Raw genomic sequence first — 23,445 nt, forward strand, 5'->3', positions numbered from 1 at the left:
TTCTATTGTCTTAGGCCTGTCCGAGGGACGGATTGGTTGCCGCGCGCTGGGCACGCAGGTCTTCCAGGCGATGCTTCTGCCGACCTTCGGCGTCGAAATTTTCTGGCGCCAGCCAGGCTTCGAAAGCCGCACCGACCAGCGGCCATTCGCTATCGATGATCGAGAACCAGGCAGTGTCGCGGTTCTTGCCCTTGGATAGCATGTGCTGGCGGAAGACGCCTTCGAACTGGAACCCGTAGCGGATCGCCGACGCCTTGCTCGGCGCGTTTTCATTATGGCACTTCCACTCGTAGCGCCGATAGCCGAGATCTTCGAACACGTGCTTCGCCAGGAGGTAATGCGCCTCGGTCGCAAGCGGCGTGCGGCTCATGGCGGGCCCATGCGCCACGCCACCGATCTCGACCACGCCATTCGCCGGGTCCGGCCGCATGTAATTGGCCATGCCGACCACCTTGCCCGTTGCCTTGTCGCGAAACACTTCGGTCACCCAGCCGCCCTTCTGGACAGCACTCAGCCAGGCGTCGAAATCGGCAAGACCGCCGAAATCGGGCTGGGTGAAATAGGTGAGCAGCGGATTGATCTCCATCCCGCCGAGCCCATCCCACAACGCTTCCAGATGCGTTGCGCGGTCATAGGGTTCGATGACGACGAAACGCCCCTCCAGCCGAACAGGCTGGGGAGCGGCACATCCCTTGAAGGTCGACAGATCGCGCATGGCGGGCCTCCGGCAAACTGATTGCCTGAGGCTTAGGCCACCGGCCGACCAAAGGCAACCGTCGGAGCAAGGCGCTGCCCTGCCCCGATGCCACAGGGATTACAGGCTGACCTTGGCAGAGGAGACTGTCGCCTCGATATGATCGACCAAGGCATCGGCAAGACCAAGCCGGCCGGCAAGCATGTCGAGATAGCCGCGTTCGGTCCGCGTATCCGGCTCGATAGCGAGCCGCGAAGCCGTGTAGAGCTCGACCTTCTGCTCTTCGCTCACAGCAGACGCGACCAGCGCATCGATGTCGGTCGGCTTGGCGAGTTCGCTTTCGATGAACGCTTCCGCCTCTGCGCCGAGACCCGACAGGTGGATCTTGTCCATGATGCGGCTGCGCTCCTCCGCATCGATATGCCCGTCGGCCTTGGCGGCGGCAATCATTGCCCGGAGCAGGCCGATTGCAAAATCGTTGCTGACGGCGGCCGGTTCGGTGCTGAAGGCAGACTCTTTCGGCGGAGGCAAAAGTTCAGGCAGGGCCTGCGTCGGCTCGGGCGCCTGGCCGGACTGATAATTCTTGTAGGCCTGATAGCCGAGGCCGGCGATCACGGCGAGACCGCCAAGCTTCAGTGCGCCGCCACCCAGCGAACGGCCGGTCTTGGTTCCGAGCAGCACGGCAGCGAGGGCACCGGTCTTCCACGGATTGGCCTTGGCCATCTCCACCAGATCGGTGCCCTTTTGGCCGATCGAGCCGGAAGTACCCGGCATCTGTGATCCGAGGAATTGGTCCAAAAGTTTTTTGGCGTCGAACATTACGGTCTCCTTGTTCAGCGTCTCGTTCCCTAGATAGGAACCGGGACGCTGAATACAATCGGAGACCGAAGGTTCCGGCGAGTACCTCAGCCCTTCAGGGCGGCCGCCTCGCTCGCGAGCTTGGTGATGCCGGCCCAGTCCCCTGCGGTGACCAGTTCCTTGGGCGCGACCCAGGATCCGCCGACGCAGACGACGTTCGGCAGCGACAGGTAATCCATGGCATTCTTCAGCGAGATGCCGCCGGTCGGGCAGAACAGTGTGCCGGCGAGCGGCGAGGAAAGCGCCTTGAGATAGGCAGCGCCACCGGCTTGTTCGGCCGGGAAGAACTTGAGGACCTCGTAACCCTCTTCGCGCAGCGCCATGACTTCGGAAGCCGTCGCGGCACCCGGCAGCAGAGGAATGTCAGACTGACGCGCCACGTCCAGCAGTTCCTGCGTCGTACCAGGGCTGACAATGAACTGCGAACCGGCATCGACGGCTGCGGCATAATGGCTCGCATTGAGGATCGTGCCTGCGCCGACAACGGCGCCTTCCACTTCCTCGGCGACGAGACGGACGGCTTCGAGTGCGGCGGCGGTGCGCAGCGTGATCTCGATCGCCTTCAAACCGCCGGCCACCAAGGCGCGCGCCAGCGGTACGGCCGCCTTGGCGTCCTCAATAATCAGCACCGGAACGACCGGCTGGAGCTTCAGGGTGGAGAGCAGCTTCGCGGTTTTTTCGCCCATGGCGGAGGCCTCTTTTAAAACGATTAGATCGGCATTTCACTACCGCGCGCGGGAGCACTTGTCGAGACTGACCCGTAGCACGGAATCTTTCCAGTTTCCTAACAGCCTGGCCTCGTCTATGGTTGCAATGCGTAATTTTTCGGAGCGAGTGCGTATGGCGAAGGAAATCGAACGCAAGTTTCTCGTCCGCAACGACGGTTGGAAAACCGGCGTCACTTCCAGAACCAGGATCAGGCAAGCCTATATCGCCGCCGAAGCCGATCGCTCCGTGCGCATCCGCACACGCAACGACGAGACGGCGCAACTGACGATGAAATTTGGCACGAGCCATCTGACGCGCGATGAGTTCGAGTATCCGGTCCCCTATCAAGACGCTCTTGAGATGATCGAGTTCGCCACAGGCAACGTGATCGAAAAGACCCGCTACACCGTCGATTTTGAAGGTTTCACCTGGGAAATCGACGTCTTCGAGGGTGCCTATCGCGGATTGGTCATTGCCGAGGTCGAAATGGCCTCTGAGCAGGACGATCCTTTGCTGCCCTCCTGGCTTGGGCGTGAGGTCACCGGCGACAAGCGCTATTCCAATCAGGCCCTGGCCACCCAGAGACTGCGGCCGGAGCTCGTGCATGCCATATCGCATTAGGCCGGCCAGGGAACTGCCCGCCGAGGTCCGGTCTGTCGCGCGCCACCAACTGGGCATCGCCATCGCCGTTCTGAGCGACCGGCCTCACGGCCTGCACGAAGCAATCCACGAGGCGCGTAAGAAATTCAAGCGAGTCCGCGCCCTGCTGCGTCTTGTGGCGGACGCCGACAAAGCTTTCCAGAGCCGTGAAAATCAGCACCTGCGCGACATCGCGCGCAGCCTGTCTCGCATCCGCGATGCCACAGCCCTCATGGAGACCGTGGCTCACCTCATCGATTTTGCCTTGAGCGAGGAGGAGAGAGAGACGCTTGAGGCCACCCGTACGGTGCTGGAACTGCGCCGCGACGACATTGCCGCAAGCGAAACAGACCTCGAAGACAAGGTCGCAAGGGTCGTCGAGGAGTGCCGTAGCGTAATCGACGCCCTCGATGCGCTGGAGCTTCCCGTCAAGACCGGCCCGGCGGCACGTCTTTTGGCCAAAGGCTGGCGAAAGACCCTCAAACGGGGCCGGGATGCGCTCCAGACCTGCAAAGGCGAGGGCCACGGCGAGGCATTCCACGATCTACGCAAGACATCCCAAGCCTATTGGATGAACCTCTCCCTGCTGCGCGACCTCTGGCCGAGCGCCTTTTCCGCCAAGCGCCGGGAGGCCAAACGGCTGGTCGATCTGCTCGGGCATGAGCATGACCTGACCATCCTGACCGAACTCTTCGATAGCGAACCTGAACTCTTCGGAAACGGCGAAGGACAGGCTTTCCTGCTCGCCATCATTATCCGTCGGCAACAGGATCTGCGCCGCGACGCCTTGACCCTCGCCGACAACATCTTCTCCGACCCACCGCGATTGGAGGCGAGCGTGATCGAAACTCTGTGGCATGCAGCCGCCCTCGGCGGAAAATCCGGAAGCGACTGACGCTCATGTCCCGCTCCTCCGGCGATCTCCGATCATGAGCCGTTCGCAACGCCTCCTTTCGCTGCTGCAAGTCCTGCGTCGCCACCGCATGCCGGTCAGCGGAGCGACGCTTGCCGCCGAAACCGGAGTTTCGTTGCGCACGCTCTATCGCGACATCGCAACGCTTCAGGCCGAAGGCGCCGACATCGAGGGCGAGGCCGGTGTTGGTTATGTCCTGCGGCCGGGCTATATGCTGCCGCCCCTGATGTTCTCCCGCGAGGAGATTGAAGCCCTGATGCTGGGCTTCCGTTTCGTCGAGAAGCGCACGGACGCAGCGATCGCCTCGGCAGCCCGCAACGCGCTTGCCAAGATCGATTCCGTTCTGCCGGACGATCTGCGCCGCGACATGGCAGACGTTCCCTTGCTCGTCGGCCCGGGCACCCCGCTGGTGCAGGATCGGGTTGACCTCGAGATCCTCCGCCTGGCCCTCCGCAATGAGAAGCCGCTTGCCATCACCTATCGCGATCAGCGTGGCGACCTCTCCAGCCGCACCGTCTGGCCCTGCGCCCTCACCTTCTTCGACGGCGTCCGCGTGCTTGTCGCCTGGTGCACCCTGCGCGAGAACTTTCGCCATTTCCGCACAGACCGCATCGAGAGCGCTGCCGCGGGTGAAACCCGCTACCCCCGGAGACGGGCAGCCCTCCTCAAGGCATGGCGCCAGCAGCACGCCATTCCCGACAGCGTCGAAAAATGATGCTGACATTTTTTGGCAGCGGGGCGAGTTAAGCTTGCGTCATCCAATCAACAGGAGATGACGATGACACCCGCAATGACCATCCTCTATGTCGAAAACGCCGCAGCGAGCGCCGATTTCTATGAAAAACTCTTCGGCCTTCCTCCGACCGAACGCGCCGACACCTTTTCGCTCTTCCGCCTCCCGACAGGCCTCGTGCTCGGCCTCTGGAGCCGCGCCGGTGTGGAACCGAAGGCTGAGTTCACCGGCGGCGGCTGCGAACTCGCCATCCGCGCGGCGGACGCTTCCGATGTGGACGCCACGCATGCACGCTGGGCAGCCCTCGGTATCCCGGTTCTGCAGTCCCCAGTCGACGCTGATTTCGGACGGACCTTCACTGTTTCCGATCCTGATGGTCACCGCATCCGCGTCTTCAACCCGCCGGCCTGATCCAAGCGCGGATAGCTTGGTACGCGAAAATTGACAGAATTCAAACTTCGTATGCCGCGCCGAAATCCGTTGCACGCCAAGGGCCGAGGCGGTATTTCGCAGTCCATGACACAGATCGATCAAGCCCCACGCCACGAAGAAGACGGCGCCTTTTGCGTCGCCGCCCTCTATCACTTCGCCAAGTTCGCGCGCTTCGAAAGCTTCCAGGAGCCGCTGGAGAGCCTCTGCAAGGCCGAAGGCGTGAAGGGCACGCTGCTCCTCGCCCACGAGGGTATCAACGGCACGATCGCCGGGACCGATGCGGCCATCGCCAAGGTGCTGGCCTACATCCGAAGCCAGCCGGAATTCGTCCACCTCGAGCACAAGGAAAGCCGCGCCTCCAAGATGCCTTTCCTGCGCATGAAGGTGCGGCTGAAGAAAGAGATCGTCACCATGGGCGTCGAGGATATCGACCCCAATGAGATCGTCGGCACCTATGTCGACCCGAAAGACTGGAACGAGCTGATCTCAGACCCGGAAACCATCGTCATCGACACTCGCAACGATTACGAAACGGCGATCGGCATCTTCCGCGGCGCGGTCGATCCGAACACGAAGACCTTCCGCGAATTTCCCGACTGGGTGAAGAACAATCCCGGCCTGCACAACAAGCCGAAGATTGCCATGTACTGCACCGGCGGCATTCGCTGCGAAAAGGCAACGGCCTTCATGAAGCAACAGGGCTTCGAAGAGGTGTACCACCTCAAGGGTGGCATTCTGAAATATCTCGAGGAAGTGCCGGAAGAGCAGAGCCTCTGGGATGGCGCCTGCTTCGTTTTCGACGAGCGCGTCTCTGTCACGCATGGCCTGAAGGAAGGCAACCACAAGCTCTGCCACGCCTGCCGCAATCCGATTACAGCCGAGGAACTGACCCATCCCCATTATGAGGAAGGTGTCTCCTGCAGCCATTGCTATGAAAGTCGGACGGAAGCGGATCGCGACCGTTATCGCCAGCGCCAGCTACAGATAGCGCTGGCGAAGAAGCGGGGCGAAAAGCACATCGGCAGTTGAAGGCCACCGGCTCATCCCGAAAGAGCGTCGCCCTTTTTCCAGCCAGGAACACCCCAGTTCCGTAGGCGCATGCGCGGCGCCACCGCGGATGCGAGGAACGGTGCGACGACAAAGCTCGTGACGACCACCAGCGGCAGCAGATATTTCGCTTGCGCGGCCAGAGCAGGGACGGACAGAACCAGAATGGCACCAGCGCCAAAGACAACGGCGTTGATCATCATGCTGCAAACGATGCGCAGCCAGGTATCGGTGGTGAACATGGCAATACTCCCTTCTCCACATACGACGCGGGAAGAGGCGGCTTTGTTCCGACGGGCGCTGTCGGCTTAGCCCGGCAGCAGGTTGTCACGGTGGTTGGCGAATGCGAGTGCCGCAGCCTTGGCCCTGAGCTCCATAGGGCGTTGCAGAAGCGCATCGATAGCTTCGTGGCTGCACGGACGGCCGAACAGATAGCCCTGCAACTGGTCGCAACCCGCCAGTCGGAGATTGACCGCCTGCTGGTCGGTCTCGACACCTTCGGCTGTCACGGGCACGTCGAGCGAGCGCGCCAGCGCCACGGTCGCCTGCAGCATTTCGACCGCCTTGTGTCCCTGACCGAGCGACTGCACGAGCGATTTGTCGATCTTCATCCGGTCGAAACCGAACTGACGCAGATAGCCGACGCTCGAGAAACCGGCACCGAAATCATCAAGTGCAATCTGCAGGCCGATCTTGCGAAGTCGCTCGAGCACGCTTCGTGCCCGCTCGGGGTTCTGGATGAAATAGGTTTCGGTCATCTCCAGCACCACCCGGCGTGGATCAATTCCGGTCTCTCGGAACAGATCTGCCACATGACCGGCAAAGGCCGGATCGCGGAACTGTCCGGGTGAAACATTGACGGACAGCTTGAGCCCCGGCCAGGCCGAAAGCTGCGTCAGCGACCGGCGAAGAACGCCGAGGCCAAGCCGGTCGATGAGGCCGCTGGTCTCCGCGATCGGAATGAATATTTCCGGCGAGACCGGTCCATGGCCCGCCCGGTTCCAGCGTGCCAGCGCCTCGACACTGACAAGGTCGAACGTCGAGGAGTCCACCACCGGCTGGTAGACGACCTCGATCTCATCCTTCTCAATGGCGGCGCGCAGGTCGAGCGCCATCTGATTGCGAGTTTCGCGCTCTTCGTCCATCTGCGGATGATACGCCGTCCAGCGACCACGCCCCCCTTCCTTGGAGGCATACATGGCCATGTCCGCTTGGCGCGTCAGCTCTCCGCCATCGATCGAACCTCGACGCGAGAGGGCGAGCCCCAGACTACAGCCGACGGACACGACCCGCTCACCGAGTGTCAGGGGTTCACCAAAGAAGTCGAGGATGGCTTCGGCGACGGAGACGGCACGCGCTTCCGCATCTGCGCCGAAAAAGACGATGCCGAACTCGTCTCCACCGATACGCGAAAGAGCCGTGTTCTCCCCCACCAGCACATCAAGGCCAGCAGACACCGCCCGAATGAGGCTATCGCCAACCGCATGACCATAGGAATCGTTGACTTCCTTGAAGCCGTCGAGATCGAGATAGAGCAGAACGACGTCACTGTCCTGGTCGCGCGCCTGTTCCAGCGCCTGATCGAGCAGGACATGTAAGCCGTCGCGATTGGCAAGCCCGCTCAGTCGGTCGGTTCGCGCGAGCTTCAGGGCTGCCGCTTCGTCCGTTCGCAACCGGCGCACGATGCTGTTGCCGATAATGAAGAGAAGCATGCAGTAGATCGCCACCAGCACCAGCGCAGCCTTGACTAGAGGCTCAACCTGCTCACGGCTGAGGTCGCCGGGAGCGCGCGGCGTCCAGGCCAGCGACGCGAGCGAAATACCGGAAGGTGAATCGATCGTAACGGAATGCGTCGACCGGTAGGATGGAGCGGCCAGAACAAGGCCCGGAAGCACATAAGCGCCGGAGATGCGCTCGACCTTATCGCGGGAAACATGGCGAATGAAGACAAGATAGGCGCGCTTGTCCGGATCGGCCTCGACCTCGCCGGACTTCTTCCGGATCAGCGCAACGCCGGCAGCTCCCACGCCTTTGACCGTGCGCACGAAGCCGAGTGCCTGCGGATTGTCGCCGACCTTTGCGGAACGGACCTGATCGAACAGCAGCATCAGGTCATGGGGCAGGAAACCCTTCCCGCCGTCTTTGAGCGGCTTGCCGTCCGAATAGGCCATTGCGGCGCGGCCTTCCTGGTCCAACACGATGGCGACATCGAACAAATCGCTCTCGAAGGTCATATCGCCGAAATTGCTGATCACCCATTCGGGATCCGGCGCCACGTAAATGTTCTCTGCGGCGTCGTCCCAGGCTGCATAGTCATTGAGGGTGGCGCCCAATTGAAACTTGAAAGTCCGGATCGCGCCGACTAGGGTTTCGCGTGAGCGTTCCTCGTCCAGATGGTTGGCATAACTTGCAACACGATCGAGCGCAGTCAGGACAAGGGTCGTCACCATGACGGCCAGCATCGCAAAGACCAGCAGCATCCCCGCCACCGCCATCGGGCGACTTGCAAGCGACTTCAGTCGGTTATGTAGTCTGCGAAGCCGCATGCGATACTGTCCTGGCTTTGGCCGCACCCTGCCAGAAAATGTGTTCAATTTGACTTAACATACTGACAGTTCTAATAAATATCGGCTGGTGCGGAAATTCTAATGGACGAATTTCAGTATCCAACAAAAAAGGGCCCGGTTTCCCGGAGCCCTTGGCGGGACGGCCTGGAGGTGCCGACCCGTAATCGGTTTTTTTTCTGTCAGGCGACGACGGAGACGAACTCGTCCTTGGGACGGCGCACTTTTTTCAGGTTGACGAGCCAGTCGCCCTCATCCGCGCGATATCCGAGCGGCAGGATTGTGACCGAGCGCAGACCCTTTTCACGAAGGCCGAGGATTTCGTCGAGCTTGGCTGGATCGAAGCCTTCCATGGGCGTCGCATCGACGCCTTCGAAGGCGGCCTGTGCGACCGACATGCCGAAACCGATATAGGCCTGGCGGGCAGCATGTTCGAAATTCACCTGAGCATCGCGGCCGGGATAGCTGTTCAGCAGCATCTGGCGATAGTTTTCCCAGCCTTCGTTGGTGAAGCCGCGCTCTTCATTGACGAGGTCGAACATGCGGTTGATGCGCTCAGCCGTATAGTTGTCCCAGGCGGCGAAGACGAGCAGGTGCGAGCCATCGGTGACCTGAGCCTGGTTCCAGGCGATTTCCTGGATCTTGGCGCGCACGTCCTTGTTTGTGACGACGATGACTTCGAAAGGCTGGAGGCCGCTGGAGGTCGGGGCGAGACGGGCAGCTTCGACGATACGCTCGACCTTGTCCTCCGGCACACTCTTGCTCGGGTCCATCTTCTTGGTGGCATAACGCCAGTTCAGCTTTTCAATGAGTGCGGACATGGTGTCGCTCCTGGTTGGACCTGTCAGGCGCCACGGGAGTTGGCAGCATCGACGAGGCCTGGTATCAATTCGTAACCAGGCCTAGATATGGAACCGATCGAGATGTGCAAGAAGGCACATTTTTGATACCAGGTTACCTCGATGGAACGATTGGAACCATTATGTGCGACAACTATGATCCGAACAAATGCCAGACTGTCAGCGAAATGCTGGCCCGACTGGGCGACAAATGGACGGTTCTGGTGATCATGATGCTAGGCGACGGTCCGCAGCGCTTCTCCGACCTGAAGCGCTCGGTCGTCGGGATCTCGCAGCGCATGCTGACATTGACGCTGCGTTCACTGGAACGAGACGGCATCGTCGAGCGCACCGTACATCCGACGGTCCCGCCCAAGGTGGAATATGCGCTGACCGATCTCGGCCGCTCCTTTGGCGAGCCGATTCGGGCGCTCGGCGGCTGGGTCTTTACCCATCACGAACGCATTCAGACGGCGCGCGCCGAGTTCGATCAGCGAAACGAGATCGATACGGGCAACAAGCTGATCAAGCTGGGATGACGGCGAAGATGCGGGGCGTGATGCCCGCTTTGTCAGTCGGCCTTGAAGTTTCCCTTGGGGAATTCGAGCGCCAGATCGCGATACCATTTGCCGCTCTTCTTGATGGTGCGCACCTGCGTGTCGTAATCGACATGCACGAGGCCGAAGCGCATCTTGTAGCCCTCGGCCCATTCGAAGTTGTCCATCAGCGACCAGGCGAAATAACCCTGCATCGGGTAACCACCCGCGATCAGGTCGGCGACCCTGTCGAGATGTTCGGCGTAGTAATCGAGGCGCGGCTGATCGTCGACCTCGCCTCCTTCCACGTCCATGTTGTAGCAAGCACCGTTCTCGGTGATGTAGCACGGCGGCAGATCATAGCGTGCATAGAGCCGCTCGACGAGTGACTTCAGCGCCGGCGCGTAGACCTCCCAGCCGATATCCGTCTTGACCTTGGACACCGGCGGCGCACCCACTGTTGCCGGGAATTCGGCACCCGGTGTCGGATCGTCGGCAACACGCATCGGCGTGTAGTAATTCAGGCCCCACCAGTCGAGCTTCTGGTTGATGATGGCGAGATCGCCGTCTTCGATCTTCGGCATGCGGTGACCGAGCGCGGAGAGGAAGTCGGCCGGGTATTCGCCCTTGAAGACCGGATCGAAGAAGACGCCATTGTGGAACTGATGTGCCCGTTCGGCGGCCGCAAGATCAGCGGCACTGTCGGAGCCCGGCAGCGTCTCATGGGCGTTCAACACCAGCCCGACCGGCACCTTGGGCGCGATTTCGCGGATCGCCTGAACCGACAGACCATGGGCAAGGTTGGTGTAATGCAGGGCATGCAGGGCTGCATCCATGTTGCGTTCGCCCGGCGCATGCACGCCGTAGAGATGGCTGAGCCAGACCGAGCACCAGGGCTCGTTGAAGGTCGCGACCGCATCGAGCCGGTCGCCGAGGCGCTCCATCACCACGCGGGTGTAGCGCTGAAACGCCTGCGCCGTCGACCGCGCCGTCCAGCCGCCTTCTCCCATCAGCGCCAGCGGCAGATCCCAGTGGTAGAGCGTCGCATAGGCCTTGATGCCCCTTGCCTTCAGCCCGTCAACGAGGTTGTCGTAGAAGTCGAGCCCCTTCTCGTTGATCGGTCCGGTCCCCTCGGGCAACACGCGCGGCCAGGCGATCGAGAAGCGATAACCGGTCACGCCCATGTCCTTGATCAGGTCGAGATCACTTTCCCAGCGATTGTAGTGATCGCAGGCGACATCGCCATTGTGCCGTCCGAAGACCCGGCCCGGCATGTTGGAAAACGCGTCCCAGATCGAGGGTTTGCGCCCATCCGCCTTCGATGCCCCTTCGATTTGGAAGGAGGCGGTGGCGACACCAAACAGGAAGTCACCGGGAAAACGCGAGGCAAGGGCCTTGGGATCGATCATGGAGTAAATCCTTCGTCATGCAAGCGCGGACACCGCCGCCGCTTATCCGTCGCTCAGCGGTTTAGAGCAAAGCCAAGACGGGGTGAAGACGGCGGAAGCAAAAAACTGCAACGTTGCAGTTTTCACACCCTCCCCTGGAGGGAGAGGGTCGGAGCAAAGCTCCGGGGTGGGGTGATGGGGAGAATGGGTCGAGTGTCATCGCCCCCGCCCTTTGGGACCTGGGCCCCTCATCCGCCCTTCGGGCACCTTCTCCCCGCATGCGGGGAGAAGGCCTCGCCGCTGGCCAAGCATTCCCCCCTCTCCCCGCTTGCGGGGAGAGGGTAGGGTGAGGGGCAATTCACGCTCGCGTGGGCTTAAACCTTCACCCAGCCACCATTCTTCTTGCCCGACTCGATACAGGCCGTGACGAAAGCCACACCCTTCACGCCGTCATCGACTGTCGGATAGACCACCGCCGGATCGACCGCAGCACCCGACTTCGCCGCATTGATCGCAGCCGCCGCTTCCGTGTAGATCGTCGCAAAGGCTTCGAGATAGCCTTCCGGATGGCCTGACGGAATGCGGGTCACACGCGCCGCAGCCGAATTCGCCCCGGCTCCACCGCGCGTGATCAGCTGCTTCGGCTCACCCAAGCGTGTAAACCAGAGATAGTTCGGATCGGCCTGCGTCCACTCGATGCCGGCCTTGGTGCCATAGATGCGGACCTTCAGCCCGTTCTCGTTGCCGGTCGCCACCTGGCTGCACCACAAAAGACCCTTGGCGCCGCCCTTGAAGCGCAGCATCACATGGGCATTGTCGTCGAGACGGCGGCCCTCGACAAAGGTGTGCACATCAGCGGCCAGTTCATCCAGTTCGAGGCCGGAGATGAAGGACCCGAGGTTATAGGCATGCGTGCCGATATCGCCGGTCGAGCCACCGGCGCCCGACTGCTTCGGGTCGGTGCGCCAGGCCGCCTGCTTCTGGCCGGTCTGCTCGATGGGCTCCGCCAGCCAGTCCTGCGGATACTCCATCTGCACGAGACGGAGATCGCCAAGCTCGCCGGAGCGAACCAGTTCGCGCGCATGACGCACCATCGGATAGCCGGTGTAATTGTGGGTCAGGATGAAGAGCGCCTTGGCCTTGTCGGCAACGGCCTTCAGCGCCTTGGCATCTTCCAGGTTGGAGGTCAGCGGCTTGTCGCAGATGACATGGATGCCGCGCTCGAGGAAAGCCTTGGCCGCCGGGAAATGCACGTGGTTCGGCGTCACGATCGACACGGCCTCGATGCCATCGGGACGTGCCGCTTCCTTCTCCGCCATTTCCTCAAAGGAGCCGTAGCAACGCTCCGGATCGAGCCCGAGTTCGCGGCCGGAAGCGACCGACTTCTCCGGTGTCGAGGATAGCGCACCGGCAACGAGATCATACTGGTCATCAAGCCGCGCTGCCATGCGATGCACCGCACCGATAAACGCGCCGGCCCCGCCACCAACCATGCCCAGACGGATCTTCGGTGTCCGCTCGCCCGACTTGCTCGCTTCGATCGCCATATGCTTCCTCCTTGAAATGCGGTGTCTGGAGTTCGCTCTCCAGATCCGTTAGACTGACATCCGTAAAGAAGGATGCCCTGACAGTGAACATCTGAGATCCGCCTCTTCTGAGGCAAAGCATTAAAAACCGGCGTCAGCGATCAGCGCGACGCCAAATGCATGCTTTTGCAAGGATCTCGACCATGCCTTTTCTCGACCCGAGACAACCCTATCCCATCACGCTTGCCGACGGCACGCCCTATCGCGAGACCGTCCAGCTTGCTGCCGTCATCGACCATCCCAAAATGGAGATCGGCGATTGCAGCTACTTCACCCACTCCGGCAGAGCGGAAGAAACGGCGACAATTCTTGCGCCCTATCTCTTCCCCTTCAGCCAGGAGCGTCTGGTGATCGGCCGCTTCGTCCAGATCGCCCGCGAGGCGATCGTCATCACCAGCTCGGCCAATCATGCCATGTCGGGCGTGACGACCTATCCCTTCCGCGTCTTCAGCCCTTTGACGATCGACGGCTACCAGGATCTGCCCTACCGGGACACCGTGATCGGCCACGATGTCTGGATCGGCCATGGTGCCACGATCATGCCGGGGGTTACGATCGGCCCGGGCGCCATCATCGCCGCCCGCGCCGTAGTCACCCGCGATGTACCGCCCTACGCCATCGTCGGCGGCAATCCCGCGACCCTGATCCGCAAACGCTTCACGGATGCTGAAATCGATGATCTCCTGACGCTGGCCTGGTGGGACTGGCCGCTCGACAGGATCGAACGCGCCCTGCCCCACCTCGAGAGCGGCGACATCGCCGCCCTCAAGGCCGTCTAGTTTGAGAGCCCCAGCATCCGGCGGTTGGCCGCATCGTCGGTCCCGCCGGATGCGAAGTCGTCGAAGGCCTTTTCGGTTACACGGATGATATGCGCCCGGACGAAGTCCGCGCCTTCACGGGCGCCGTCTTCCGGGTGCTTCAGCGCGCATTCCCATTCGACAACTGCCCAGCCGTCGAAGTCATTCGCCGCCATCTTCGAGAAAATCGCGCCGAAATCGACCTGGCCGTCGCCGAGCGAGCGGAAGCGCCCTGCCCGGTTCACCCAGCCCTGATAACCGCCATAGACGCCCTGGCGGCCGGTCGGATTAAACTCCGCGTCCTTGACGTGGAACATCTTGATCCGGTCCTTGTAGATGTCGATGTTGTCGAGATAGTCGAGGCACTGCAGCACATAATGCGAGGGGTCGTAGAGCATGTTGGCGCGGGAATGGTTCTTCACCCGCTCCAGGAACATCTCGAAGGTCACGCCGTCATGCAGATCTTCACCCGGATGGATCTCGTAGCAGACATCGACGTCCTGCTCCTCGGCATAGTCGAGGATCGGCAGCCAGCGACGTGCGAGTTCATCGAAGGCGGTCTCCACGAGACCGGCCGGGCGCTGCGGCCAGGGGTAGATGAACGGCCATGCCAGTGCGCCCGAGAAGGTCGCATGCGCCTTGATGCCGAGATTGCGCGATGCCTTCAGCGCATACTTGACCTGTTGAACGGCCCATTCCTGGCGCGCCTTCGGATTGCCGCGCACTTCCGGTGCCGCAAAGCCGTCGAAGGCTTCGTCATAGGCCGGATGAACAGCCACAAGCTGCCCCTGTAGGTGGGTGGAGAGCTCGGTGATCTCGACGCCGTTTGCCCGGGCAACGCCGGCAAGCTCGTCGCAATAGTCCTTGGATTCGGCCGCCTTTTTCAGGTCCATCAGCTGGCCGGCCCAGGTCGGAACCTGCACGCCGACATAGCCCTTGTCGGCCGCCCACTTGGTAATCCCATCCCAGGTATTGAAGGGTGCGGCATCGCCTGCAAACTGGCCGAGAAAGATCGCCGGCCCTTTGATCGTCTTCATGAATTCTCCTCCCTGAGCATTCCTGCAACGTTTCCGTGAACGATTACAGGAGATCAAATTTCGACACAACCGCAATGATGGGACGGACGGAAATCTGCCCGGGAAAACCCCGGGCAGATTGTTCTTGCATGGCTTAGCCGATCAGAACGGCGAGTCCGGGAAGTAGTAGTTCTTCGCGTTGTCGGGCGTGATCAGCGTTGCGTCAAGCGTGTAGGTGCCGTGAACCGGAACCGCATCGTAGAGCGCAGCAGCGGTCAGCTCCATGGCCGTGCCGACCATGGACGGCGGGTAGAGAACGTTGACCGGAACCATCTTGTCGCCGTCCATGACCTTCTTGATCATGTCCTTTGAGCCGGCACCGCCGATGATGTACTGGATATCGGTACGGCCGGCCTGTTCGATGGCCTGGAGAACGCCGACGGCCATGTCGTCGTCCTGGCACCAGACCACATCGATCTTCGGATACTTGGTCAGGTAGTCCTGCATGACCTTGAACGCGTCGTCGCGGTTCCAGTTGCCGAACTGGCGGTCGAGAACCTTGACGTTGGAGCCCTTGATGCCTTCATCGAAGCCGTCCTGGCGCTGCTGGTCGATCGGGATCGGCAGACCGCGGATGATGACGACTTCGGCATCCGGCGAGTTCTTGGCGATGTATTCGCCGGCGACCTTGCCGAGCGCCGGGTTGTTGCCGGCGACATAGAGGTCACGCACGCTGTTGTCGTTGGTCGAAGGCGCACGGTCGACGATGGTGACGAAGTGACCCTTGTTCTTCACTTCCTTCATCGCGTTGACCAGCGGATCCGGATCGGTCGGCAGGATGACTAGCGCATCAATACCCTGGACTTCCAGGTCCTGAACGGCATTCGCCTGCGTGGCCGGATCGGCCGAGGTCTTGACGACAACGTTGAGGCCCGGATGCTCCTTCATCAGGAGTTCGGCAACGCGGTTGGCGTGATAGACGACGCCGGCGGTCCAGCCGTGGTCGGCGGCCGGAATGGAAACGCCGATGGTCTTCGTCTCCTGAGCCTCGGCGGCCGTAAAGATCGAGGCCAGCGCGGTCATGGCGACGGCAAGGCCTAACAGTTTCTTGTGCATTGGTTTCCTCCCAAAGTGACAAAGGGTCGACTGAAGAACGGACCGGGCGACCCTCCTCTGCCCGGTCGTTTGCTTACGCCTTGCGCGCCAGCGACCGCTGGACGAGCATTGCGATGATGATGATCGTGCCCTGGATGGCGCCGATCAGATATTCGGAGATGAAGTTCGAAAGCAGCATGATGTTGCCGACGAGTTCGAGGATGAAGGCGCCGCAGATCGTGCCCCAGACGCGGCCCGCTCCGCCCTTCAACGCCGTTCCGCCGACGACGACGGCGGTGATCGCCTGCAGCTCCCAAAGAATGCCCGTGGTGGCCGAGGTCGAGCCGAGGCGCGGCACGTAGAGGAGCACGGCAATCGCGACGCAGAGGCCCTGGATGACGAAGGCGATCGTGCGGACCCGGTCAACCGCAATGCCGGAATAACGCGCGACATCGCGGTTCGAGCCGACGGCAACGACATGGCGGCCATAGCGGGTGCGATAGAGAATGACGGCAGCGATTGCCGTGACGACAAGGATGATGACGATCGGCACGGGCAGCCCGAGGATCGAGCCGAAATAGACGGGCCGGTAGATCTCCTGCTGTGCCGGGTCGCGCAGCGTGATTGCACCGCCCTGGCTGAGCCAGGTGGTCAGGCCTCGATAGATGCCCATCGTACCCAGGGTCGCGATGAAGGGCTCGATCTTGCCGACGGTGGTGATTAGCCCGTTCAGTAGGCCGCAGAGCGAACCGATGATGATCGCAAGCGCCATGGCGGCTGCAATCATCAGGCCGGGATCGGCGATCGCACCGGAATTCATGAACAGGATCATCAGGCTGGCGACGAAGGCCACCATTGAACCCACGGAGAGGTCGAGATCCCCCGACGAGATGACGAAGGTCGCTCCGACGGCAATGATCGCGATGAAGGCGGAGCGGGTAGCGACATTGGCGAGATTGGTAAGGCCGATGAAATTCGGGTTCACCAGCGCGCCGACGATCAACAGGATCAGCAGCGCGGCAAAGGGTGCCACGGCGCGCAGATCGACGTCGCGCCATGTGCGGCGGCCACGGACAGGGGTGGTCGTTTCAGTCTCGGCAGTCATGTTGTCCCGTCTCCTCCCGCGCGCCGTGTCGTGACGGCCGCGCACCCTGAAGTCTTGGTTTCCGAGCCCGGTCTTGCCGCCAGGCTTCCCAATCGATCAGCTCGCCATCTGCCTTTTCAGGCCGGCGGCGTAGCGCATGATCGTCTGTTCGTTGATGTCTTCGCCCTCGAGCAGCCCGACCATCCGGCCCTCCCGCATCACGGCGACCCGCGTGCAGAGCCCGATCACCTCGGGCATCTCAGAGGAAATCACGATGATCGAGCGCCCCTCGCGGGCGAGCGCTGCAATGAAATGATAGATCTGCTGCTTGGTGCCGACATCGATGCCGCGTGTCGGCTCGTCGATGATGATCACGTCAGGCTCGACTTCCATGATCTTGGCGAGCAGGAGCTTCTGCTGGTTGCCGCCGGACATGCGCCCGACGCGCACCCTGTCGTCGCGCACGCGGATGTCGAAGCGCCGCTTGGCACGCGCCATGGCCTTGGCCTCGCTGCCGGGGTCGAGATAGCCGTGGCGCACGTGGTTGTCCATCGACTGCAGCGTCAGGTTCGCGGTCATGCCCTCCCCGAGCAGCAGACCCTTGCCCTTGCGATCCTTGGTCATGTAGGCGAGCCCGCGCCGGTTCGCCTCGCGGAAATCCTGCTGATCGATCAGGGCACCCTTGAGCCAGACCTCACCGGAGAGCCGGGGACGAAGACCGGCAACAGCTTCCATCAGCTCGGTCCGTCCCGATCCGATCAGACCGGAGAAGCCGAGAACTTCGCCGCGCTTCAGGTCGAAACTGGCATTCTTGACGAAGCCGGTCGTCAGATCCTTGACCGACAGCACGATCTCCTCGTCGACGTCAGGCTCGTGTTTGTTAGGGTATAGGCTCGACAACTCGCGGCCGACCATCAACTGGGCGATCGCTTCACCGTCGAGTGCCGACGTCGGCGCGGTCTTCACCCACTGCCCATCGCGCAGCACCGTCACCCGGTCCGTCAACTCCATAACCTCGTCGAGCTTGTGGCTGACGAAGACGAAACTGGTGCCGCGGGCGCGCAGCTTGCGCACCTGATCGAACAACACCTCCGTCTCCTCGCGCGAGAGCACGGCCGTCGGCTCGTCCATGAAGACGATGCGAGCCTTGCGGCTGATAGCCTTGGCGATCTCGACCATCTGCTTGTCGGCGACAGCCAGCGAACTGATCAGCGCATTCTCGTCGATCTTCGAGCCCAGCTGATCGAGGACCCGCCGCGTCTCGGCGCGCATCACCTTTCGATCAAGCATGCCGAACCGCGTGACCTCGCGACCCAGAAAGAGGCTTTCGGTAACCGTGAGATGATCGGCCAGATTGAATTCCTGGTGTATGAGCACGATGCCGAGCGCTTCGGCGGCACCGTTGGCCGGCAGCGCCACAGGCTCGCCATCGAGCAGGATACGGCCCGCCGTCGCCTGCTCGAAGCCTGAAAGGATCTTCACGAGCGTCGATTTCCCCGCGCCGTTCTCGCCCATCAGCGCATGAACCTCGCCCGGCAGCACGTCGAAGTCGACGCTGAACAGCACCTGGACCTCGCCAAATGACTTGGAAATACGCTCCGCCACGAGCACGGGTGTCCGCGCTTCACCCCCAACCGATGTCATGCAATCCTCCCGGCGGTTCCTCCACCGCTCTGGCATCTTGTGTAAACCTTTACATGGACGATGTAAAGGTTTACATCATCGCATCATGGGGACAATGTGAGCCCTGCCGGCTTTCGCAGCCGCAACAGGAACGGTAAGGTCTCCAACGATTCCATGCGGATAGGGGGATGGAGCCGCGTGCCTGAACAAGCACCAGCGACGATCGAGGACGTGGCACGCATCGCGGAAGTGTCGATCGCGACGGTGAGCCGCGCGATCCACACGCCCGACAAGGTGGCCAAGACCACCCGCCAGCGCGTCAATCAGGCGATTGCCATCACCGGCTACACGACCAATGCCATGGCGCGCTCGCTGCGCATGGGTCGGTCGAACATGATCCTGATTCTGGCGCCCGACATCGGCGACCCGAATTTTTCCTCGACACTGATCGGGCTGGAGAACGAAGCCCGCGCCCATGGCTATGGCGTGCTCATCGGCCATACCCAGAACGATCCCGAACGTGGGCTGGAATATCTGAAATTCCTCAGCTCCGGCCAAGCCACCGGCCTCGTGCTCTTCACCGGCCACGAGCCTTTCGGCCATCAGGTACTCGGCCAGCGTCTGCCGCCGTCGGTCGCCGTGTTCGAACCCGTCTTCGGCTCGAAGATCTCCTATGTCGGCGTCGACGATGTCGCCGGCGCGAGGAAGGCCGCCGAACACCTCCTGTCTTCCGGCCACCGCTCCATCGCCTTCATCGGCGACAGCAAGACCAGACTTGGCCACCAACGCCGCCGCCAGGGCTTCGACAAGGCGCTCGATGCCGCGCGCATCCCGCCGAACCAGCGCTTTGTGCTGGAAGGCGAAGGCACGATCGAAAGCGGCCGACTCGCCGTCGAACAGCTCTTCATGCGCGATCAGCTTCCGACCGCCTTCATGTGCGTCAACGACGCCACCGCCGTCGGCGTCATCAACGGCCTCACCGCCCGTGGCTACGACCTGCCGCACGACTTTTCCGTCATCGGCTTCGACGACGTACCCCAAGCGACCTATCTGAACCCCGCGCTCACCACCATCCGCCAACCCCGCACGGCCATCGGCCGCCAGGCCATGGCGCTCTTGATCAAGTCGCTCTCGGACCGGCCAACCGAGCGCCAGGAAATCCTGCTGATGCCGGATCTCATCGTGCGGGGATCGGTGACAGGACCGGCAAAGCAGTCAAAGATGTAAATTGCACAGCTTGCATGCCAAGATTAGCATTGCGCCTGCGTTGCAGGTGATCAGGTTCCGATGACGCGCTGAAGTCCCGCCTGAACTGCACGAGCCCGGACGTCGGGGGAAAAGCGCGACTGCACGAACGTGCGGCCGGTCTCGCGCAGGGCGTTCTCCAGTGACGGGTCTTCGAAGACGCGCACAATGGCGGCACAAAAGTCTTCGGCACTCTCGGCGTGCAGATAGTGCCGTCCAGGCTCCATTCCCAGTCCCTCCACAGCAATCGATGTGGCAACGATAGGGCAGCCGGCCGACATCGCCTCCAGCACCTTGATCCTGGTCCCTCCTCCATGGCGGAGCGGGATCGCGGTGACGGCAGCAGCAGCGTAAACGGGAGCCAAAGTCTCCGGGTTTGCGGTTACCTTGACCCCACGGCTGCGCAGCAAATCGATCAGTTTGCGGCTTGGGTTCCGGCCACAGACATGCAGCTTCGCCTCTGGCAGCCTCTTGCCCAGAAGCGGCGCGAGTTCCCTGGCAAGGAAACGCGCCGCGAACTTATTGGGGTCGTAGCCAAGATGGCCAACGAACAGCACCTCGTTTCTTCCACCCTCGAAGGCAAGCTCTTCTGGAAGCCCTAGATCCGGGATCGGATTTGCAATGACGGCCACCTTGCACTGCGGCGCAAACTCCAGAACGCGCCGCCGGTCGTCATCCGAGCAGACCCAAATCATGCTGCAAAGCTCCGCCGCGCGGCGATCGGCAAGCTCGGCTGCCCGAATCTGGCTCGCTGAGAGCCTGCAGAGCAGTGGGCGCAGAAATGCGGGAGCCCGGGCATGCCGCAGCTTTCGATAGAGGTCGCCTTCCACGTTGTGGAAATCGATGATGATCGGCAGGGACGGATATCGCATCCGGGTAGCCTCGATCGCCTCGAGCAAAGCCACACCTTCGAAGACAATTGCGTCAGGCTGCTCCATCTCGATTTGGCGGTTCAGGGCATCGATCGTGCCTCCCGGGACGCTCAGGACTGTGGACGACTGAGTTCCCACCCTTTTTTGGTACGAAAAATCATCGATAAAAAATTGCAGAACTGTGCCACTTCTGGTCATATCGGCAAAATTTGCCAAATCCCGCAGCTCTCGGCCTGAAACCCGCCCGTCCCTTTCTGCTATCAATACGTGTATTAGTTTCATGACCTCCCCGAAGATTCCCCGCCTGATCCACCAGACGTGGTCCAGCCAGCACGTACCCCCATCTCTCGGAAATCCGGGAAGTTGGCAACAGGAGAACCCAACCTGGACCTACTGTTTTTGGTCTGACGAAACCCTGCGCGCCTTCATGGCGGATCATTTTCCCGATCTCCTTCCGCTTTTCGACAGCTATCCGAAGATGGTCCAGAAAGCGGATCTCGCCCGGTATTGCCTTCTGTATCGCTTCGGAGGTGTCTACGCCGACATCGACACACGCTGCCTCACCTCTCTGGCCCCCCTGACAGACGCTGACCGCATCGTCCTGTGCGAAGAACCCACCGAGCATCAACATCATGCCCACCGCAGAGGCATACCAAGGCTTCTGTTCAACGGAACCATGGCGAGCCCCGCAGGTCACCCGTTCTGGAAGAAGGTCATCGATCTCTGCCGGCTGATGCACCCTAGTCGTGATCGGGATGTGCTTGAGACGACAGGACCAATACTGCTCAGCGCCGCTGTTGCAGGCTGGCCGAAGCAAGAGGACTTCCTGCTTCATTCTTCGCATTTGTTTGCCGAGGCACATGCGGGGTCCACTGGCTCTCGTTTCGGGCAGTGGAGCGATATCGTCTTTTCAGAGCACCACTGGAAAGGCAGTTGGCACCGCCCTCGCAAAGTCAGCGTCCTCAGGCGGATAGTGTCATCGGCCCGCAAACACTACCACCTGCACCGCAATGACAATCTTCATTTGGACGCCATTCGCCAGACCATCGATCGCACAGCCCTTCAGGCCCCTTGTGAGCCGGGATCGGACTTACCGACGGTCGCCATAGTGATTCCGGTCCGGAACGGCGCAGCAACGATCCACCAGAATCTGCAGCAGATTCTGGAGCTTGATTATCCAAAGGACCGGCTGCATTTGATCTATGGCGAAGGTGACAGCACGGACGCCACCTCCGACATGGTCGCCGCCCTGATCGCCGAGCACAAAGCCACCTTTGCAAGCGTGGCAAGCATCGCCACGCGGCGAAACAGCCCCCGTGTCGATCACAACAAACGTTGGAAGCGCGAATATCAGCGGAGCCGCAGGCTCGGTCTCTCCGCCGTTAGAAACGATATCCTCTGCCAGGCCTTGAAACTCGATACGGAATGGATCCTGTGGCTGGACGCGGATGTCATCGGCCTGCCCCGAGACCTTCTGCAGACGCTCATGGCGGCTGGTTCAAGGATCGTCACGCCGAACTGCGTCACCACACCGGGAGGCGCAAGCTACGATCTCAACGCGTTCTTGAACATCGCGGACCCCGACGACACCGAATACTACCGCCACCTGCATGACGGAATCCAACAGCCGCCGGCGGACTACTGGGTGCGACGGCATCTGGATGACTTGCGTTATCTCGACCGGGTCCCCCTCCACGCCGTCGGCGGCACCGCGCTTCTCGTCCACGCTTCGGTGCATCGCGCCGGGATCAATTTTCCCGAGAGGCCTTATCGCGACTTGGTCGAGACCGAAGCATTCGGCCATCTTGCCCGCGACCTCGGCATCATCCCCCTCGGCCTTCCGCGTGTCGAGGTGATCCATGCATCCTGAGACCAATACAACGGACAAGACTGCGGTCCTCATTCTCACATGCAAACGTTCACCACCGGGAAGGGTCGAGCATGCGTCCCGCCAAGCGACGACCCATTTCTCCCGGGACAAGGTCCAGATCGTCGAGGGATATATTGGGAGCGATACCGAAGTCGACCGGTTGTTCGACCGGGTCCGTGCCCGCATCTGGTCAAAAGACAGTCCGAGCCGCAGCGAAATTGCTGCCTATGCTACCCACCGCCTGGCGTGGAAGGCGGTGCTTGATGGCCCATGCGAGCATGCCCTCATCCTGGAGGATGATTTCCATCTCGAAGATCCCGCACTCGTTAAAGCAGCCGTAGATCAGGCTCCGGCGTTACTCGCCAACGGACGTCACATGATCAAGCTCTTCGACTATCCCCGCGACCGGTCGAAAGGCGTGGGAATTGAGATGAACATCGGCAGCATTCCCCTCGTTAAATGGCAGCGGACCCGCGCCGGGCTGGTCGGTTATCTCTTGTCTCGCGAAGCAGCGAAGCGTCTCCTGCAACGGCAGAAGGTGTTCCGCGTGGTCGATGAAGACATCAAGTTCTTCTGGGAGTTTGGCCTGGACATATGGTCGATCCCGGGGAACCCCGTTCGCGAGATAGCGAGCAATCTGGGCGGCAGCCTTCTCGAAGCCGAGCGCAGCCGGAAAAGAGCGAGGACCCTGTTTCGCTCCGTCAAGGGCATTCTGCTCGCATTTCACCGCGACCTGCACACGCGGCTGAACTATATGCGCTTCTGCCGCCAGCACCGAAGCGAGCAGGTGCTGAACCTAGCCCTTCCCCTCCGCGAACTGCCTTCCGCCTCAACACGGTCAACAGCTTGATCGCACCCGCCGCAGCAGGTCGCGCAAAGTGGCGGGGCTTGGCGTCTGAAGACCGG

General features: G+C 61.5%; 23 protein-coding genes. 10 read left to right on the forward strand and 13 right to left on the reverse strand.

Translation table 11 applies throughout. The features are described from left to right. Positions 1–10: 10 nt before the first annotated feature. The 3 genes from ACT53S_RS12240 to ACT53S_RS12250 form a co-directional block, all read right to left on the reverse strand. Positions 11–715, reverse strand: a complete 705-nt coding sequence (locus ACT53S_RS12240) for a GNAT family N-acetyltransferase (RefSeq protein WP_476067174.1) — start codon at positions 713–715, stop codon at positions 11–13. Positions 716–814: 99 nt separating this feature from the next. Further along, positions 815–1,513: a tellurite resistance TerB family protein gene (locus ACT53S_RS12245; protein ID WP_476067175.1), complete on the reverse strand. Its 699-nt coding sequence runs from the start codon at positions 1,511–1,513 to the stop codon at positions 815–817. 86 nt (positions 1,514–1,599) lie between these two features. Further along, the gene (locus ACT53S_RS12250; protein ID WP_113376433.1) at positions 1,600–2,238 is read right to left on the reverse strand and encodes a 2-dehydro-3-deoxy-phosphogluconate aldolase; all 639 of its coding nucleotides are present in this window, start codon (positions 2,236–2,238) and stop codon (positions 1,600–1,602) included. Between the two features lie 154 nt (positions 2,239–2,392). Between ACT53S_RS12250 and ACT53S_RS12255 the strand changes: the two genes are divergently transcribed. The 5 genes from ACT53S_RS12255 (at position 2,393) to trhO (ending at position 6,006) form a co-directional block, all read left to right on the forward strand. Further along, positions 2,393–2,881, forward strand: coding sequence for a CYTH domain-containing protein (locus ACT53S_RS12255; protein ID WP_113376434.1), 489 nt, complete (start codon positions 2,393–2,395; stop codon positions 2,879–2,881). Beyond that, on the forward strand, positions 2,865–3,794 hold the full coding sequence (locus tag ACT53S_RS12260; protein ID WP_476067176.1) for a CHAD domain-containing protein: 930 nt from the start codon (positions 2,865–2,867) through the stop codon (positions 3,792–3,794). The genes ACT53S_RS12255 and ACT53S_RS12260 overlap by 17 nt, the downstream gene beginning before the upstream one ends. A gap of 34 nt (positions 3,795–3,828) precedes the next feature. After that, the gene (locus tag ACT53S_RS12265) at positions 3,829–4,527 is read left to right on the forward strand and encodes a helix-turn-helix transcriptional regulator (RefSeq protein WP_476067177.1); all 699 of its coding nucleotides are present in this window, start codon (positions 3,829–3,831) and stop codon (positions 4,525–4,527) included. A gap of 63 nt (positions 4,528–4,590) precedes the next feature. After that, a complete protein-coding gene (locus ACT53S_RS12270) occupies positions 4,591–4,956 on the forward strand; it encodes a VOC family protein (RefSeq protein ID WP_476067178.1) in 366 nt (121 codons plus the stop codon). Between the two features lie 105 nt (positions 4,957–5,061). Continuing rightward, positions 5,062–6,006, forward strand: coding sequence for an oxygen-dependent tRNA uridine(34) hydroxylase TrhO (trhO, locus tag ACT53S_RS12275; RefSeq protein WP_476067179.1), 945 nt, complete (start codon positions 5,062–5,064; stop codon positions 6,004–6,006). Between the two features lie 11 nt (positions 6,007–6,017). Here the strand turns inward: trhO and ACT53S_RS12280 are convergent, their stop codons facing one another. From ACT53S_RS12280 to ACT53S_RS12290, 3 genes are all read right to left on the reverse strand, one after another. Next, positions 6,018–6,266 carry a hypothetical protein gene (locus ACT53S_RS12280; protein ID WP_476067180.1) on the reverse strand — a complete coding sequence of 83 codons (249 nt, stop codon included), beginning with the start codon at positions 6,264–6,266 and terminating at the stop codon, positions 6,018–6,020. A 66-nt stretch (positions 6,267–6,332) separates the two neighbouring features. Then, positions 6,333–8,570, reverse strand: a complete 2,238-nt coding sequence (locus ACT53S_RS12285; RefSeq protein WP_476067181.1) for a bifunctional diguanylate cyclase/phosphodiesterase — start codon at positions 8,568–8,570, stop codon at positions 6,333–6,335. Between the two features lie 200 nt (positions 8,571–8,770). Beyond that, positions 8,771–9,409 carry an NAD(P)H-dependent oxidoreductase gene (locus ACT53S_RS12290; protein ID WP_476067182.1) on the reverse strand — a complete coding sequence of 213 codons (639 nt, stop codon included), beginning with the start codon at positions 9,407–9,409 and terminating at the stop codon, positions 8,771–8,773. Positions 9,410–9,570: 161 nt separating this feature from the next. On the opposite strand from ACT53S_RS12290, the gene ACT53S_RS12295 reads away from it, so the two are divergent. Further along, entirely contained in the window at positions 9,571–9,966 is a 396-nt protein-coding gene (locus ACT53S_RS12295) for a winged helix-turn-helix transcriptional regulator (RefSeq protein WP_476067183.1), read from the forward strand. 32 nt (positions 9,967–9,998) lie between these two features. On the opposite strand, the gene ACT53S_RS12300 is transcribed toward ACT53S_RS12295, so the two are convergent. Beyond that, a complete protein-coding gene (locus ACT53S_RS12300; RefSeq protein ID WP_476067184.1) occupies positions 9,999–11,372 on the reverse strand; it encodes a GH1 family beta-glucosidase in 1,374 nt (457 codons plus the stop codon). Between the two features lie 353 nt (positions 11,373–11,725). Further along, positions 11,726–12,898 carry a Gfo/Idh/MocA family protein gene (locus tag ACT53S_RS12305; protein ID WP_476067185.1) on the reverse strand — a complete coding sequence of 391 codons (1,173 nt, stop codon included), beginning with the start codon at positions 12,896–12,898 and terminating at the stop codon, positions 11,726–11,728. A gap of 182 nt (positions 12,899–13,080) precedes the next feature. On the opposite strand from ACT53S_RS12305, the gene ACT53S_RS12310 reads away from it, so the two are divergent. Further along, on the forward strand, positions 13,081–13,716 hold the full coding sequence (locus ACT53S_RS12310) for a CatB-related O-acetyltransferase (RefSeq protein WP_476067186.1): 636 nt from the start codon (positions 13,081–13,083) through the stop codon (positions 13,714–13,716). Here the strand turns inward: ACT53S_RS12310 and ACT53S_RS12315 are convergent. From ACT53S_RS12315 to ACT53S_RS12330, 4 genes are all read right to left on the reverse strand, one after another. Next, a complete protein-coding gene (locus tag ACT53S_RS12315; RefSeq protein WP_476067187.1) occupies positions 13,713–14,771 on the reverse strand; it encodes a sugar phosphate isomerase/epimerase family protein in 1,059 nt (352 codons plus the stop codon). The two genes, ACT53S_RS12310 and ACT53S_RS12315, sit on opposite strands and share 4 nt — an antisense overlap. A gap of 141 nt (positions 14,772–14,912) precedes the next feature. Beyond that, positions 14,913–15,866 carry a substrate-binding domain-containing protein gene (locus ACT53S_RS12320; protein WP_476067188.1) on the reverse strand — a complete coding sequence of 318 codons (954 nt, stop codon included), beginning with the start codon at positions 15,864–15,866 and terminating at the stop codon, positions 14,913–14,915. 73 nt (positions 15,867–15,939) lie between these two features. Further along, positions 15,940–16,950: an ABC transporter permease gene (locus tag ACT53S_RS12325; RefSeq protein ID WP_476067189.1), complete on the reverse strand. Its 1,011-nt coding sequence runs from the start codon at positions 16,948–16,950 to the stop codon at positions 15,940–15,942. A 96-nt stretch (positions 16,951–17,046) separates the two neighbouring features. Further along, positions 17,047–18,573 carry a sugar ABC transporter ATP-binding protein gene (locus ACT53S_RS12330; RefSeq protein ID WP_476067190.1) on the reverse strand — a complete coding sequence of 509 codons (1,527 nt, stop codon included), beginning with the start codon at positions 18,571–18,573 and terminating at the stop codon, positions 17,047–17,049. A gap of 153 nt (positions 18,574–18,726) precedes the next feature. Between ACT53S_RS12330 and ACT53S_RS12335 the strand changes: the two genes are divergently transcribed. Further along, the gene (locus ACT53S_RS12335) at positions 18,727–19,779 is read left to right on the forward strand and encodes a LacI family DNA-binding transcriptional regulator (protein ID WP_476067480.1); all 1,053 of its coding nucleotides are present in this window, start codon (positions 18,727–18,729) and stop codon (positions 19,777–19,779) included. Between the two features lie 50 nt (positions 19,780–19,829). Here ACT53S_RS12335 and ACT53S_RS12340 read toward each other — a convergent pair whose 3' ends face one another. Further along, a complete protein-coding gene (locus ACT53S_RS12340) occupies positions 19,830–20,885 on the reverse strand; it encodes a glycosyltransferase family 4 protein (protein ID WP_476067191.1) in 1,056 nt (351 codons plus the stop codon). A gap of 64 nt (positions 20,886–20,949) precedes the next feature. On the opposite strand from ACT53S_RS12340, the gene ACT53S_RS12345 reads away from it, so the two are divergent. After that, positions 20,950–22,539 carry a glycosyltransferase gene (locus ACT53S_RS12345; RefSeq protein ID WP_476067192.1) on the forward strand — a complete coding sequence of 530 codons (1,590 nt, stop codon included), beginning with the start codon at positions 20,950–20,952 and terminating at the stop codon, positions 22,537–22,539. Continuing rightward, entirely contained in the window at positions 22,529–23,389 is an 861-nt protein-coding gene (locus ACT53S_RS12350; RefSeq protein ID WP_476067193.1) for a glycosyltransferase family 25 protein, read from the forward strand. The genes ACT53S_RS12345 and ACT53S_RS12350 overlap by 11 nt, the downstream gene beginning before the upstream one ends. Positions 23,390–23,445 lie beyond the last annotated feature (56 nt).

The organism is Allorhizobium sp. DMC15 (assembly GCF_056314065.1).

What these genes read in the sequence shown, in the direction of transcription:
- ACT53S_RS12285 (WP_476067181.1), bottom strand. Translation starts at nt 8,570, where the DNA reads ATGCGGCTTCGCAGACTACATAACCGACTGAAGTCGCTTGCAAGTCGC.
- ACT53S_RS12260 (WP_476067176.1), top strand. Translation starts at nt 2,865, where the DNA reads ATGCCATATCGCATTAGGCCGGCCAGGGAACTGCCCGCCGAGGTCCGG.
- ACT53S_RS12265 (WP_476067177.1), top strand. Translation starts at nt 3,829, where the DNA reads ATGAGCCGTTCGCAACGCCTCCTTTCGCTGCTGCAAGTCCTGCGTCGC.
- ACT53S_RS12335 (WP_476067480.1), top strand. Translation starts at nt 18,727, where the DNA reads ATGCGGATAGGGGGATGGAGCCGCGTGCCTGAACAAGCACCAGCGACG.
- ACT53S_RS12325 (WP_476067189.1), bottom strand. Translation starts at nt 16,950, where the DNA reads ATGACTGCCGAGACTGAAACGACCACCCCTGTCCGTGGCCGCCGCACA.
- ACT53S_RS12305 (WP_476067185.1), bottom strand. Translation starts at nt 12,898, where the DNA reads ATGGCGATCGAAGCGAGCAAGTCGGGCGAGCGGACACCGAAGATCCGT.
- ACT53S_RS12240 (WP_476067174.1), bottom strand. Translation starts at nt 715, where the DNA reads ATGCGCGATCTGTCGACCTTCAAGGGATGTGCCGCTCCCCAGCCTGTT.
- ACT53S_RS12320 (WP_476067188.1), bottom strand. Translation starts at nt 15,866, where the DNA reads ATGCACAAGAAACTGTTAGGCCTTGCCGTCGCCATGACCGCGCTGGCC.
- ACT53S_RS12350 (WP_476067193.1), top strand. Translation starts at nt 22,529, where the DNA reads ATGCATCCTGAGACCAATACAACGGACAAGACTGCGGTCCTCATTCTC.
- ACT53S_RS12255 (WP_113376434.1), top strand. Translation starts at nt 2,393, where the DNA reads ATGGCGAAGGAAATCGAACGCAAGTTTCTCGTCCGCAACGACGGTTGG.
- ACT53S_RS12245 (WP_476067175.1), bottom strand. Translation starts at nt 1,513, where the DNA reads ATGTTCGACGCCAAAAAACTTTTGGACCAATTCCTCGGATCACAGATG.
- ACT53S_RS12330 (WP_476067190.1), bottom strand. Translation starts at nt 18,573, where the DNA reads ATGACATCGGTTGGGGGTGAAGCGCGGACACCCGTGCTCGTGGCGGAG.
- ACT53S_RS12300 (WP_476067184.1), bottom strand. Translation starts at nt 11,372, where the DNA reads ATGATCGATCCCAAGGCCCTTGCCTCGCGTTTTCCCGGTGACTTCCTG.
- ACT53S_RS12270 (WP_476067178.1), top strand. Translation starts at nt 4,591, where the DNA reads ATGACACCCGCAATGACCATCCTCTATGTCGAAAACGCCGCAGCGAGC.
- trhO (WP_476067179.1), top strand. Translation starts at nt 5,062, where the DNA reads ATGACACAGATCGATCAAGCCCCACGCCACGAAGAAGACGGCGCCTTT.
- ACT53S_RS12280 (WP_476067180.1), bottom strand. Translation starts at nt 6,266, where the DNA reads ATGTTCACCACCGATACCTGGCTGCGCATCGTTTGCAGCATGATGATC.
- ACT53S_RS12310 (WP_476067186.1), top strand. Translation starts at nt 13,081, where the DNA reads ATGCCTTTTCTCGACCCGAGACAACCCTATCCCATCACGCTTGCCGAC.
- ACT53S_RS12315 (WP_476067187.1), bottom strand. Translation starts at nt 14,771, where the DNA reads ATGAAGACGATCAAAGGGCCGGCGATCTTTCTCGGCCAGTTTGCAGGC.
- ACT53S_RS12295 (WP_476067183.1), top strand. Translation starts at nt 9,571, where the DNA reads ATGTGCGACAACTATGATCCGAACAAATGCCAGACTGTCAGCGAAATG.
- ACT53S_RS12345 (WP_476067192.1), top strand. Translation starts at nt 20,950, where the DNA reads ATGACCTCCCCGAAGATTCCCCGCCTGATCCACCAGACGTGGTCCAGC.
- ACT53S_RS12290 (WP_476067182.1), bottom strand. Translation starts at nt 9,409, where the DNA reads ATGTCCGCACTCATTGAAAAGCTGAACTGGCGTTATGCCACCAAGAAG.
- ACT53S_RS12250 (WP_113376433.1), bottom strand. Translation starts at nt 2,238, where the DNA reads ATGGGCGAAAAAACCGCGAAGCTGCTCTCCACCCTGAAGCTCCAGCCG.